Below are 13,924 nucleotides of genomic sequence, written 5' to 3'. Positions count from 1 at the left end.
AAGCTGTCACGGGGTCGGGCGGGTGGGGGCATGGGGGACTGTTGGAGCCCATGGATGGGCGTAAACAAGCCTACATGGACGTACTTGCGGCGGGTCCCCCATGTCCCCACCCGTCCGGCCAAGCTCCAGAAGCCGCAGTTGCTCCACAACCCGCCGCGAAGGGGTCTCACCCGTTCGACCCATATCCGGAAAAGCAGAAAGGCGCCATGAGCGCCTTTCCACCGTGACGATTCAGCCGCCAGGCGCCCCGCAGGGCAGCCCGTCAGGCTTTATGTCTTCTTCTTCGGAGCAATCATCATCACCATCTGACGGCCTTCCAGGCGCGGACGGGATTCGATCACGATGTCCTCGCCCAGATCGGTCTCGATCCGACTGGCGATTTCACGACCCAGTTCCTGATGGCTCATTTCGCGGCCACGGAAGCGGATGTTGACCTTGATCTTGTCGCCCTCTTCGAGGAAACCGCGCATCTTGCGCAGCTTGATCTGGTAGTCGCCCTCATCCGTGACCGGACGGAACTTCACTTCCTTGATCTCGACCTGCTTGCTCTTCTTCTTGGCCTCGCTGGCCTTCTTCTGGGCTTCGAACTTGAACTTGCCGAAGTCCATGATCTTGCACACCGGCGGATCGGCCTGCGGCTGGATCTCGACCAGGTCCAGGCCCTCGTCTTCGGCCATGGACAGTGCTTCGTCGCGCGTCAGCACGCCGATCATCTCACCGTCACTACCGATCACGCGGACGCGCGGGACACGGATTTCCTGATTCCTGCGATTCTGTTTGTTGTCAGGGGTACTGATATTGCGATCTCCCAAGGGTGTTGAACCGACCCGCGCGCCTTTGCGCACGGGTCGGACCTTTTGATTACGCGCCTTCGGCCTGCAGCCGCTCAACGAAGGCCTGGAGACTCATGCTGCCCAGATCCTCGCCGGAGCGCGTACGCACCGCGACCGCGCCGTTTTCCTTCTCACGGTCACCAATGACCAGGAGGTACGGCACGCGCTGAAGCGTGTGCTCGCGAATCTTATAACCGATCTTCTCGTTACGCAAATCGGCGGTAACGCGGAAGCCTTGATCCGCAAGGGATTTGCGCACCTCGCTTACGTATTCAGCCTGCGCATCGGTGATGTTGGCCACCACCACCTGCGTCGGCGCCAGCCACGCCGGGAACTGGCCGGCGTGGTGCTCGATCAGGATGCCGATGAAACGCTCCATCGACCCCACGATTGCCCGGTGCAGCATGACGGGGTGCTTCTTCTGGCTGTTCTCGTCCACATACTCGGCCCCCAGGCGTCCCGGCATCATGAAATCGACCTGCATGGTGCCCAGCTGCCAGGTACGGCCGATCGCATCCTTCAGGTGGTACTCGATCTTCGGCCCGTAGAAGGCGCCCTCGCCCGGCAGCTCCTGCCATTCCACGCCACAACTGGACAGCGCCGAGCGCAGCGCGCCTTCGGCCTTGTCCCACGTGGCGTCGTCGCCCAGGCGCGATTCCGGGCGCAGTGCGATCTTGATCTGGATGTCCTCGAAACCGAAGTGCTGGTACACCGCCAGCGCCTGCTGGTGGAATGCCGTCACTTCGTCTTCGATCTGCGATTCGGTGCAGAACACATGGCCGTCGTCCTGGGTGAAACCGCGCACGCGCAGGATGCCGTGCAGCGCACCGGAGGGCTCGTTGCGGTGGCAGGAGCCGAACTCACCGTAGCGGATCGGCAGGTCGCGGTAGCTGTGCAGGCCCTGGTTGAACACCTGGATGTGGCCCGGGCAGTTCATCGGCTTGACGGCGTAGGTGCGCTTCTCCGATTCGGTGAAGAACATGTTCTCTTTGTAGTTGTCCCAATGGCCGGACTGCTTCCACAGCGACACGTCCAGGATCTGCGGGCAGCGCACCTCGCCATAGCCGCTGTTGCGGTAGACCTTGCGCATGTACTGCTCCACCACCTGCCACAGCGCCCAGCCCTTCGGGTGCCAGAACACCAGGCCCGGCGCCTCTTCCTGCAGGTGGAACAGGTCCTGCTGCTTGCCGATGCGGCGGTGGTCGCGCATTTCCGCTTCTTCGATGCGCTTGATATAGGCATCCAGCTGCTTCTTGTCGGCCCACGCGGTGCCGTAGATGCGCTGCAGCTGCTCGTTCTGCGCATCGCCGCGCCAGTACGCGCCCGAAATGCGGGTCAGCTTGAACGCTTTGAGGAAGCGCGTGTTCGGCACGTGCGGACCACGGCACATGTCCACGTATTCCTGGTGGTAATACATGCCCATCGCCTGGATGTCGTCGGACATGTCTTCGATCAGGCGCAGCTTGTAGTCCTCGCCACGCGCTTTGAAGATTTCCACGACTTCGGCGCGCGGGGTCACCTTTTTCACCACGTCGTAGTCCTGCGCGATCAGCTCGCCCATGCGCTTTTCGATCGCGGCCAGGTCATCCGGGGTGAACGGACGTTCGGACTGGATGTCGTAATAGAACCCTTCGGCAATGACCGGGCCGATCACCATCTTGGCATCGGGGTACAGCTGCTTCACCGCGTGGCCGACCAGATGCGCGCTGGAGTGGCGGATGATCTCCACGCCCTCCTCGTCCTTGGCGGTGATGATGCGCAGGGTCGCGTCATGATCGATCACGTCGCTGGCATCGACCAGCACGCCATCCACCGAGCCGGCGATGGTGGCCTTGGCCAGGCCGGCGCCGATCGACTGGGCGACGTCCATGACGCTGACGGGATGTTCGAATTCGCGGCGGCTGCCGTCGGGAAGGGTGATCGTGATCATCGGGATATTTTTTCTGGCAAGGCCCGCGCAGGGGCTGGAATGCGGATCCGGGCAGCGCCCGGATAATAAAAAAGCGCCACGAAGGCGCCTGCAAGTGGGCCGTCGGGGCAGGTCAGCGGTGGGCGGTGGTAGTGCTCATGTCACACGCTCGGCCGGCGCTGGGCGCGGGCCACCTTGGTTCCAGTCAGGGTATCCACGCTGATCTTAAACCAGCCTGCCGCAAAGCCCAAGGTCAACACGGTGTCCGGCCTGAATAGCCGAGGCTGGCGGCGGCAAATGGCAATGATTACCATGCTCAGGCAATCGGCCCCGCCCTTCCTTCCGGCTCCCCCATGACCCCCTCTTCTGATCGTCCGTCCACGCGCGCCATGGGCTTGATCGCCGCATGATCCAGGTTCCCACCATCGGATTGTCTTCGTTGGGTTTCTGTTCGCTTGCCCTGGCAGCGTCGATATTCTCCACGATGGCCTTCTATGCCGCCTCCCGGCACTGCCGGTGGCCGCGCGTGCACCGTGCCGGCCGGCTCGGCCGCGAGATCGGCACGGTCGCAGCGGTGGCTTCGCTGTGGTTGTGGATGGCCAACCTGGGTGTCGGCGCAGGCCTGGTGGTGATGCTGTGCAGCTGGATGGCCATGGCGATGCTGCTGCCCGCCCTGGCCGCTTGGCACCGACCGCACGCTCACCCCGCCAAGGCGCGGCGCTGATGTGGGGCCGCGCATCGGCGGGCATCGTCGCCGGCTTCCTGGTCGCCGCCGGACTGACCGGTCTGGCCGCCTGGCTGCCCCCCGGGCACTGGCAGGCCGCGCTGGTGCCGAGCCTCATCGCCTTCATTCCGCTGTGGATGCTTGCAGCGATCTGGGCCTTCAGCTTCCGCACTGCGGCACGCGCATGGGCGCTGTTGGGCGCAAGTGCGGCAGGCACCTTCCTTCTTCTATGGCTGCTGCGCCTGTCCGGCGCGGTGCAGTGAGTAATCGCGCATGAAGTTCAGCTCGCAGACCCTGCGTACGTTCACCACGCTGCACACCTGGGTTGGGCTGGTGGCAGGCTTCGCGCTGTTCGTGGCGTTCTATGCCGGAGCCCTGACGGTATTCCACCATGACGTGCCGTTGTGGCAGACCCCGCAGGCCGTGACCCAGGCGCCCGCCACGCTGGCGGACACCCAGCGATTGCTTGACGGGGTGCTGGAGCGCCATCCGGCTGCACGCACGCACGTGGGCATGACGTTCCCCGGCGGCGACCACCCGCAGCCGATCGCCTACTGGCAGGACGCCAAAGGCGTCTGGCAGTACGCCTGGCTGGATCACTACGACGGCAGTGTCACCCCGCCGCAGACCGGCCTGGCTGAGCTGGTCAATGAACTGCATTACACGCTGGGCCTGCCGGTGGCCGGCATCTACCTGATGGGCATCGTCAGCCTGTTGTATGGCGTGGCCCTGCTCAGCGGACTGGTGATCCACCTGCCCAAGCTGGCCGGCGATCTGTTCGCGCTGCGGCCGGGCCGCAACCTGAAGCAGTTCTGGCAGGACGCCCACAATGTGGTCGGCGTGCTCAGCCTTCCCTTCCACCTGATGTTCGCGGTGACCGGGGCGTTGTTGTGCCTGGTCTTCCTCCAGATGGCCCTGCTCAACCCGCTGGTCTACGACGGCAAGCTGCTGCAGGCCGTGCCGGCGGCGATGGACACCGCACCCGTCCGTGCCCCCAGCGGCACCACCGGACGAGGCGTGGACCTGGCCGACCTGCATGCCCGTTCATTGCAAGCCGCCCGCGACCAAGGTGTACAGGGCTTTGAACCGGCCTATCTGAAGCTGGCAAATGCCGGCGACGCGATGGCCACGATCGAGATCACCGGCGAATCGGAGGGCACACTGGGGCCGGCAGGCGCGGTGGCCTTCGACGTCGCCAGTGGCAGCCTGCTGGCCAGCCAGCTGCCGGGCCAGCGTGATGCGAACCACGCCACCCTCAGCGCGGCCTATGCCCTGCACTTCGGGGAGTTCGGCAATGGACTGGTGGCCTGGTTGTATTTCCTGATGGGCCTGGGCGGCGCCTTCCTGTTCTACTCCGGCAACCTGTTGTGGATCGAATCGCGGCGCAAGCGGCGGCAGGTCGAGCAGGGGCGCGCGCAGGTCAACATGGCGCGGGCGACCGTCGGCGTGTGCATCGGCCTGGTGGTCGCTATCTCCGCAGCCTTCGTCGCGGCACAGCTACTGGAACGGTTCGCTCCGCACAGCGTCGACGCGGGCATCCGCTGGGTGTGCTTCGGCAGTTGGGCAGCCTGTGTACTGTGGGCTGCGCTGCGGCGCCCTGCGCAGGCAGCACGTGAACTGCTGTGGGCGGCTGCGATCGTGACCGCTGCAGTGCCGGTAGCGCATGGTGCGCTTACCGGATACTGGTGGTGGACCAGCGCCGGCCAGGGCTACTGGCCGCTGTTCTGGGTGGACGCGGTCGCTGTGGCGATGGCCGTTGGTTTTGCGGTGATTGCACGCGCGACTGCACGGCGCGCGCGTGACGGCGACCCGAACAGTGTCTGGGCCGACGCGTAATCAACGCAGAGGTGTGGTCGGGCAAGCGGCGGCGGCGACTTCAAGCGGGCAAGCCTGACGGCTATCGGCTTGGTCCACCGATGGGGTCAGTGTCCGCACAGTGAGAGGATCCTGAGAACTCGGCGACAGGGTGTCGCCGCTTCGAAAGGACCCTGCCATGCGTACCCCGCTCAAGCCGGACAGCAATGCACCCGGTGCCCCCTCGCCTGATGGATGCAGCAGAAGGCGCTGGATGCAGACCAATGCACTTGCCACCGCAGGCATGTTGATCGTTCCCAATGCGTTGGCACTGCCAGCCGATGGACACCCCCTGCTCTTGCAGCACCGCCCCCAGCCACCGCGTGCTGTTTCGTCAGACGATGCCTATGGCCTGCTGCGCGACGGCATCCTCGCCTCGCTCAATCTGATACCTACGGTCGGCGGATTTCTTTCCTACATCGGCGCCCTTGTCATCCCGGCAGCTGGCGAATCGCCTGAAGCAGCATGGCGCCGCTACACCGACCAGAAAGTATCGGAGTCACTCTTTGCGAGTGTGCGTGCCGACCTGGTCGGCCTGAGCGACGTCGTCTCTCTGTACATCAGGACGGTAGCCTCAGGTGATGCAAAGGCAGTGCAGGCGCAGAGCATTGCAGCCAACAGTCTGATGACTGCACTGCTGCCGCGGTTCCAGATTCCCGCAGAGGCGCTCGAGTTGCTTCCCCTGTTTGCCATTGGCGCGACGCTGCACCTGGCGCTGCTGCGGGACATCGCCCTGACAGGAAAAGCCGTTGGATTCGAGGATGCGTACGTGCAGTTCGTGGCAGAGGAATTAACCACACGAATCGCGTCTTATACCCGCCATGCCGACCTATGCCAGCGCAGGGCGCTGGAAAAAGTCCGCGACGATAATCCGACCGGCAGTGAGCCTGATCGCCGCAACCAGCCGATGAGCGCCATGCTGGAGAAAAGAACCTCGCTCTACTTGACCGTACTCGATCAGCGGGACACGTGGTATGCATTCGACAGCAGGAAACACCCCGGTCGTACAGAGGTCTATCTCACCAGAGAGGTGTTTACTCCGGTGATTGGGTGGTGGGATTCCGCCTCCACGCCTCCAACTGAACTGCCTGCATGGCCCGCACCGGCGGGCAGCCTTGACCAGATCAGTGCATGGAGTGACGGGAGGCCGGACGCCAGGTATCTGACCGGATTCAGCTGCCGGTACAGTGATGGCAATGAGACGAAAACGGGCACGCTGAAGGGCGAGGTCCAAACGCGCGACCTGGGCGCGGCATTTCTCACCGTTGATCAGGTCCGGAGCCATGTATCGGCCGCAATGGGTGGAATCGAGGTGCGCAGCCAGCCCGGTGGACGACAGACGTTGCTGGGGAGAGAGCCCGGGCGTCATGACCGCACCGTGACAAGCGCTGTTGACCAGCATCGGCTGTCGTCAGTGCGCGCCATTGGCCGCGGCAAAGATCACGTCGACGGTATGGTCAGCGGTTGTGTGCTGGGCTTCCAATTGGTCCACCAGGCCCGACGGGGACCGTCCGTGGAGGTACTGGATCGCGTCCGCCCTCACTTGCCGCGATCCCTGCTAGCGTGGCTGACGAGCTGAACAGGCAATGCCCAAAACAAACAACGCCCCTGACGGGGCGTTGTTTGTCTGGAGCAGATGCAGTGCCCCGACGCGCCGTGGGCGACAACTCCTGGTCGCCCCCCACCGCAATCGAGTTTCGGCCGATTACTCGGCAGACACACCCTCGCCTTCTTCAACGGCCTTCATGGACAGGCGGATACGGCCCTGCTTGTCCACTTCCAGCACCTTGACCTTGACCACATCGCCTTCCTTCAGCACGTCACCGACCTTCTCGACGCGGTCGCTGGAAATCTGCGACACGTGCACCAGGCCATCCTTGCCCGGAAGGATGGTGACGAATGCACCGAAGTCCATGATCTTGGCGACCTTGCCTTCGTAGATGCGACCCGGCTCGACGTCCGAGGTGATCTGCTCGATGCGTGCCTTCGCGGCCTGGGCAGCGATGGCATTCACCGACGCGATGACGATCGTGCCGTCATCCTGGATGTCGATCTGCGTACCGGTTTCCTTGGTGATGGCCTGGATGGTGGAACCGCCCTTGCCGATCACTTCGCGGATCTTGTCCGGGTGGATCTTGATGGTCAGCAGGCGCGGCGCGTAGTCCGACAGCTCCTGACGCGGCGCGGACAGGCCACTGGCCATCTCGCCCAGGATGTGCAGACGGCCGGCCTTGGCCTGCTGCAGTGCCTGCTTCATGATCTCTTCGGTGATGCCTTCGATCTTGATGTCCATCTGCAGGGCGGAAATGCCCTCAGCGGTACCAGCGACCTTGAAGTCCATGTCACCCAGGTGATCTTCATCGCCCAGGATGTCGGACAGGACGACGAAGCGCTCGCCTTCCTTGACCAGGCCCATGGCGATACCGGCAACCGGCGACTTGACCGGCACGCCGGCGTCCATCAGGGCCAGCGAGGAACCGCAGACCGATGCCATCGACGAGGAGCCGTTCGACTCGGTGATTTCCGACACGACGCGGATGGTGTACGGGAAGGATTCCAGCGACGGCATCACTGCCAGCACGCCGCGCTTGGCGAGACGGCCATGACCGATTTCGCGACGCTTCGGGCCCATCATGCGGCCGCACTCACCCACCGAATAGGGGGGGAAGTTGTAATGGAACAGGAAGTTGTCCTTGTACTCACCGGACACGGCGTCGATGACCTGACCGTCGCGAGCGGTGCCCAGCGTGATCGCGACCAGAGCCTGCGTCTCACCGCGGGTGAACAGCGCCGAGCCGTGGGTACGCGGCAACACGCTGGTGCGCACCGAAACCGGGCGCACGGTGTCCAGCGCACGGCCGTCTATGCGGACCTTGGTGTCCAGCACCGAGTTGCGCATGGTGCTGTATTCCAGCTCGCCGAATTCCTTCGACAGTTCGGCCGGGTTCCAGCCTTCAGCGGCCACGCGGCCTGCCAGCGACTCGACCACGTCCTTCTTGATCGACGAGATGGCGTCACGGCGCTGCAGCTTGTCACGCACCTGGAAGGCTTCGCCCAGGCGCGGGCCGATGGCTTCCTGCAGGGCGCTGATCAGCGCATCGTTCTTGGCCGGGGCAACCCACGTCGACGGCTTGGTACCGGCTTCGGTGACCAGCTCGTTGATGATGTGGATGACCTTCTGCATTTCGCGGTGACCGAAGGTCACGGCACCCAGCATCACGTCTTCGGACAGCAGCGCGGCTTCGGATTCCACCATCAGCACGGCGTTGGAGGTACCGGCAACCACCAGCTCCAGCTCCGAATCCTTCAGCTCGGTCACGGTCGGGTTGAGAATGTACTCACCGTTCTTGTAACCGACCTTGGCAGCGGCAATCGGACCCTTGAACGGGGTGCCGGCCAGGGCCAGCGCAGCGGAGGCGCCGATCAGGGCCGGGATGTCACCGTCGATGTCCGGGTTCAGCGACATGACCGTGGCGATGATCTGCACTTCGTTCTTGTAGTCTTCCGGGAACAGCGGGCGGATCGGACGATCGATCAGACGCGAGATCAGGGTTTCCTTCTCGGTCGAGCGGCCTTCGCGCTTGAAGAAGCCACCCGGAATACGGCCACCGGCGTAGAACCTCTCCTGATAATCAACGGTCAGCGGGAAGAAGTCCTGGCCCTCACGCGCGCTCTTTGCAGCAACGGCGGAGACCAGCAGTACGGTGTCGTCGAACTTGACGATGACCGCGCCGCCGGCCTGGCGCGCGATTTCGCCGGTCTCAAGCGTGACGGTATGTTTGCCGTACTGGAAGGTTTTGGTGATTTTTGCCACGGAGGGTGTCCTTGGGGATGCTGTCTGCGAATGGACCGTCGGCGACCCATGCCGCCTGCGGGTGACCGGTGTCCCGGTCTGAATGCGATGAAAAACGATGCTGCAAAACAAAACCGCGGCGCATCACTGCGCCGCGGAGGATTTCTTGCTTAGCGACGCAGGCCAAGCTTTTCGATCAGACCCTTGTAGCGGGCAACGTCTTTCTTCTTCAGATAGTCGAGCAGGCTGCGGCGGCGGTTGACCATCTGCAGCAGGCCACGACGGCTGTGGTGATCCTTCTTGTGGGTCTTGAAGTGGCCGGTCAGCAGTTCGATGCGTGCGGTCAGCAGGGCAACCTGGACTTCCGGGGAACCGGTGTCGGTGGCGCTGCGCTTGTTGTCTTCAATTACCTTCTGGGTGTCGATCGACATTGCTTTTTCTCTTTTGATGCGGGGCCAGCAGGAACGTGTTCACGCACCGCTTGGCTCGCCGTAGGCTGATGATGAACCTGCAGGACGCAGGCTGCCCTGTAAAGGGCCGCAAAATTGTAACGGGAGCGACCTCCCGGAACAAGGACCTGGGCTGAATCGCCCGGTTGCATGTCACGGATTGAAGCGTCGCTGCGAGGCCAACAGGCCGGTTTCGTCTACCTGGCCCAGGCCGCATACGCCGCCGGCGGCGTCATGCACCACGACCAGCCCGGTCGGCCATGACGTATCGCGCAGCCGCTGGCCCATGCAGAATCGCGCAGCCTGCTGTTCATCCAGATGTACAGGCGGATACGCAACCAGGCCGGCCGCCAAGGGCAACAGATGGGCTTCCATCCCCGCCTCATCGCCGGCGTCGGCCAGCGTACGCAGTTGGTCCAGGGTCACCATCACCGGATCGAGGAAGGGTTCCACCCAGAGGCGTCGCAACGCGCCGATGTGCGCGCCACACCCCAGCGTCTCGCCAAGGTCACGGGCGATGCTGCGGATATACGTCCCGGAGCCACAGGTCACGCGCAGGCGCAGACGATCAGCCTGCTGCTCAAGCACCGTGATCGACTGGACATGGACGTCGCGCTCGGGCGCATCGATCACCTCGCCACGCCGCGCCTTGAGATACAGCGGCTCGCCGCCCTGCTTCAACGCCGAATACACCGGCGCGCGCTGGCGGATGTGACCCAGGAAGGGAGCCAGCGCAGCCTGCAGCGCATCGGCACTGATGGACGGCACCGGCCGTTGCAGCAGTACCTGGCCTTCGGCGTCGTCGGTGTCGGTGCTCTGCCCCAGCACGATGTCGGCGTCATACGCCTTGGCCGAGCCCAGCAGCAGGCCGGCGATCTTGGTCGCTTCGCCAAAGCACAGCGGCAACAGCCCGGTAGCCAGTGGATCCAGGCTGCCGGTGTGGCCGCCCTTCTCTGCCCGGAACAGGCGGCGCGCACTCTGCAGCGCTGCGTTGGAGCTCATGCCGGTCGGCTTGTCGAGCAGCAGAATGCCGTCGAGGCGACGGAATTGAATACGGGGTTTCATTGTGGAACGCCAACGTTGGGAGCGCCGAGCCATGCTCGGCGGGCAGGATCCGTGCCCACGGGCAATCGCCGAGCAGCGCTCGACGCGACGGAGTCCTTATTCTTCGTTGCCTTCGCGCTTCTTTTCCGCCGCCAGCGTATCGGGCAGCTCGCGCAGCAGGTTGTCGATGCGTTCGCCGCGATCAACTGAATCATCGTAGTGGAAGTGCAGTTCGGGCACGTGGCGTAGCTTCATCGCGCGCGCCAGGTCCATGCGCAGCTGCCAGGCCAGTTCCTTCAGGCCCTTCATTGCTTCTTCGGATCGTTCCGCCATCAGCGCGGTAACGAAAATCTTGGCATGAGACATGTCGCGGGTGATTTCCACATCGGACACGCTCACCGAGGGCAACCCGTGTACACGCACGGCGTTGTGCACCAGGGTGCCGAGCTCGCGGCGGATCTGGGCGGAGACACGGTCGGTTCGATGGAAAGTCTTGGGCACGCGGCAGGGCTCTTTGTATTTGGAGTAATGACAGCAGTCTAACGGGTGGTGCCTGAAAGCAGGACCGGGCCTTTCGGCCCGGTCCCTTGCAGCCGTTACAGGGTGCGCGGCACTTCGATACGCTCGAAGCACTCGATCTGGTCACCCGGCTTGACGTCGTTGTAAGCCTTCACGCCGATACCGCACTCGGTACCATTGCGGACTTCGTCGACGTTTTCCTTGAAGCGGCGCAGCGATTCCAGCTCGCCCTCGAACACCACGACACTGTCGCGGAGCACGCGGATCGGCTTGTTCCGCTTGACGATGCCTTCCACGACCATGCAGCCGGCCACTGCGCCGAACTTCGAGCTGCGGAAGACGTCGCGCACATCGGCGATACCGATGATCTCTTCGCGGATCTCCACGCCCAGCAGACCAGAAGCCACCTGCTTCACCTGATCGATCACGTCATAGATGATCGAGAAGTAACGCAGGTCGACGCCGTTGGATTCAATCAGGCGACGGGCCGAAGCGTCCGCACGCACGTTGAAGCCGATGACGGTGGCCTTCGAAGCGACCGCCGAGTTGGCGTCCGATTCGGTGATGCCGCCCACGCCGGAGTGGATCACGTTGATGCGGATGTCGTCGTTGGACAGACCGACCAGCGCCTGGCTGAGCGCCTGCACCGAACCCTGCACGTCGGCCTTGATGACCAGGTTGAGGACCTGCTGGCCCTCGCCCTTGCCCAGCTGCGCCATGATGTCTTCCATGCGGCTGCCGGCAGACTGCACCAGGCGCGATTCGCGGCGCTTGGTTTCGCGCTGCTGCGCAACGTCCTTGGCCAGACGCTCGTCGTCGACCACGGTGAAATCATCACCCGCTTCCGGCACGCCGGACAGACCCAGCACCTGCACCGGAATGGACGGACCGGCCTGGTCCGGCTGCTTGCCGGTTTCGTCGAACAGCGCACGCACGCGGCCGTACTGGATACCGCACACCAGGTAATCGCCCTTCTTCAGCGAGCCCTGCTGCACCAGCACCGTCGCGACCGGGCCACGGCCCTTGTCCAGCGAGGATTCGATGACCACGCCGCTGGCGCGACCATCAGACACGGCCTTCAGCTCGAGCAGTTCGGCCTGCACGGAAATGGCTTCCAGCAGGTCGTCGATGCCCAAGCCGGCCTTGGCCGAAATCTCGACCATCTGGATGTCACCACCGAAGTCTTCGGACACGACCTGCTCGGTGAGCAGCTCGTTCTTCACACGCATCGGATCGGCACCGGACTTGTCGATCTTGTTGATCGCCACGATCAGCGGCACGTTCGCCGAACGGGCGTGCTGGATCGCTTCCTTGGTCTGCGGCATGACGCCGTCATCGGCGGCCACGACCAGCACCACGATGTCGGTCAGCTTGGCGCCGCGGGCACGCATCGAGGTGAAGGCAGCATGGCCCGGGGTATCCAGGAAGCTGATCACGCCCTTCGGCGTTTCCACGTGGTACGCACCGATGTGCTGGGTGATGCCACCCGCTTCGCCGGTAGCGACCTTGGTGCGGCGGATGTAATCCAGCAGCGAGGTCTTGCCGTGATCGACGTGACCCATGATGGTGACCACCGGCGGACGCGAGACGGCTTCGCCGCGCTCTTCACCGGCAGCGGCGAGCAGCGCCTCTTCCACGTCGTCATTGCCGGCGCGGACCACGACATGGCCCAGCTCTTCGGTCACCAGTGCCGCGGTGTCGTGGTCGATGCTCATGGTGATGGTCGCCATGACGCCCATCTTGAACAGCGCCTTGACCACTTCGCCGCCCTTCAGCGCGAGCTTCTGCGCCAGGTCGGCCACGGTGATGCTGTCACCGATCGCCACTTCACGCACGACCGGTGCGGTCGGCCGCTCGAACGCGTGCGGACCACTGTTCTGGCTGCCGCGCATGTCACGACGGCCCGGCTGCGGGCGGCTGCCCGGACGGCCACGGTTGTTGTTGTTGTTGCTGTTGCCACGACGCGCGCGATCGGCGGCCGACAGGTGCATCTGGCCAGCGAAACGATCGCCGCCCGGACGGTCGGTACGTGCCGGACCCCGGTTGTTGCGGTCATCCGAACGCGGCGGTGCGGCGCCACGCGGCGGCGCGGACGGGCCACCGGCCGGCGGACGCGCAGCACGCGGTGCGGCAGGCGCAGCGGCATCGGCCGGTCGCGCAGCCGGACGGCTGGCGGCTTCGGCTTCGGCCGCCTTGGCCGCGATGGCAGCTTCTTCAGCGGCCTTCTTGTCTGCCTCGGCGCGCTCCTTGGCAGCGACCTCTTCTTCGCGCTTGCGCACGATGGCTTCATCGCGCAGACGGTCTTTCTCCGCCAGCGCTGCCTGTTCATCAAGATTGCGCTGGCGGGATTCCTCCAGCTTGCGCAGGATGTCGGCGCGCTCCTCATCCGGGGTCATGCGCGCAGCCGCCTTGTCGTAGGTGCGCTTCTGGCGCACTTCCACGTTCACGGTGGTCTTGCTGCGACCCGCATTCACCGTCACTTCCTGGTGCTTGCGGCGGTTCAGGGTGATTTTCTTGGAGGCCTCGGTGGCTTCTTCGACGGCCTGCTCGGGCTTGCCATGGGCACGGCGAAGGAAGCCCAGGAGCTTCACCTTCTCGGTGCTGGTCACGACCTGTTCTGGGCCGCTGAACTTCATGCCGGCACCCGCCAGCTGTTCCAGCAGTTTTTCAACCGGTGTATTGACCAGTTCGGCAAGCTTGCGGATGGTGGTTTGCTGCGACATTCGGATCCTATGATCTTGAGGGCGCCCCCCCGTTTTTGGAGGTAGCGCGGATTCTACGCCCTGATCGGCTCAGGGC

The 13,924-nt window shown here is 64.1% G+C and carries 11 protein-coding genes; 4 read left to right on the top strand and 7 right to left on the bottom strand.

What is annotated here, in order from left to right:
* Positions 1-269: 269 nt before the first annotated feature.
* Both infC and thrS read right to left on the bottom strand, forming a co-directional pair.
* Positions 270-797: a translation initiation factor IF-3 gene (gene infC, locus IFT65_RS17165; RefSeq protein ID WP_342029549.1), complete on the bottom strand. Its 528-nt coding sequence runs from the start codon at positions 795-797 to the stop codon at positions 270-272.
* Between the two features lie 64 nt (positions 798-861).
* On the bottom strand, positions 862-2,763 hold the full coding sequence (thrS, locus tag IFT65_RS17160; RefSeq protein ID WP_192082601.1) for a threonine--tRNA ligase: 1,902 nt from the start codon (positions 2,761-2,763) through the stop codon (positions 862-864).
* A 385-nt stretch (positions 2,764-3,148) separates the two neighbouring features.
* Here thrS and IFT65_RS17155 point away from each other — a divergent pair, with 385 nt between their 5' ends.
* The 4 genes from IFT65_RS17155 to IFT65_RS17140 all read left to right on the top strand — a co-directional run bounded on the left by IFT65_RS17155 (position 3,149) and on the right by IFT65_RS17140 (position 6,899).
* The gene (locus IFT65_RS17155) at positions 3,149-3,466 is read left to right on the top strand and encodes a hypothetical protein (RefSeq protein WP_188326772.1); all 318 of its coding nucleotides are present in this window, start codon (positions 3,149-3,151) and stop codon (positions 3,464-3,466) included.
* Entirely contained in the window at positions 3,466-3,729 is a 264-nt protein-coding gene (locus IFT65_RS17150) for a hypothetical protein (protein WP_192082600.1), read from the top strand. The genes IFT65_RS17155 and IFT65_RS17150 overlap by 1 nt, the downstream gene beginning before the upstream one ends.
* Positions 3,730-3,739: 10 nt before the next feature.
* On the top strand, positions 3,740-5,302 hold the full coding sequence (locus tag IFT65_RS17145) for a PepSY-associated TM helix domain-containing protein (protein WP_192082599.1): 1,563 nt from the start codon (positions 3,740-3,742) through the stop codon (positions 5,300-5,302).
* Positions 5,303-5,459: 157 nt separating this feature from the next.
* Positions 5,460-6,899 (top strand): insecticidal delta-endotoxin Cry8Ea1 family protein, encoded by a 1,440-nt coding sequence (locus tag IFT65_RS17140; RefSeq protein ID WP_192082597.1) that lies wholly within the window; start codon positions 5,460-5,462, stop codon positions 6,897-6,899.
* Positions 6,900-7,025: 126 nt separating this feature from the next.
* On the opposite strand, the gene pnp is transcribed toward IFT65_RS17140, so the two are convergent.
* From pnp to infB, 5 genes are all read right to left on the bottom strand, one after another.
* A complete protein-coding gene (gene pnp, locus IFT65_RS17135; RefSeq protein WP_192082595.1) occupies positions 7,026-9,134 on the bottom strand; it encodes a polyribonucleotide nucleotidyltransferase in 2,109 nt (702 codons plus the stop codon).
* Positions 9,135-9,283: 149 nt separating this feature from the next.
* Positions 9,284-9,544 (bottom strand): 30S ribosomal protein S15, encoded by a 261-nt coding sequence (gene rpsO / locus IFT65_RS17130; RefSeq protein WP_188326768.1) that lies wholly within the window; start codon positions 9,542-9,544, stop codon positions 9,284-9,286.
* Between the two features lie 171 nt (positions 9,545-9,715).
* Positions 9,716-10,627: a tRNA pseudouridine(55) synthase TruB gene (truB, locus tag IFT65_RS17125; protein ID WP_192082593.1), complete on the bottom strand. Its 912-nt coding sequence runs from the start codon at positions 10,625-10,627 to the stop codon at positions 9,716-9,718.
* A gap of 96 nt (positions 10,628-10,723) precedes the next feature.
* On the bottom strand, positions 10,724-11,107 hold the full coding sequence (rbfA, locus tag IFT65_RS17120; protein ID WP_188326766.1) for a 30S ribosome-binding factor RbfA: 384 nt from the start codon (positions 11,105-11,107) through the stop codon (positions 10,724-10,726).
* A 95-nt stretch (positions 11,108-11,202) separates the two neighbouring features.
* Positions 11,203-13,848, bottom strand: a complete 2,646-nt coding sequence (gene infB / locus IFT65_RS17115; protein ID WP_192082591.1) for a translation initiation factor IF-2 — start codon at positions 13,846-13,848, stop codon at positions 11,203-11,205.
* Positions 13,849-13,924: the final 76 nt, after the last annotated feature.

It is taken from the genome of Stenotrophomonas sp. CFBP 13725 (assembly GCF_014841935.1).
GTDB lineage: Bacteria > Pseudomonadota > Gammaproteobacteria > Xanthomonadales > Xanthomonadaceae > Stenotrophomonas.
Note: the sequence above shows the minus strand (reverse complement) of the source record. Positions and strands in the feature narration are given on the sequence as shown.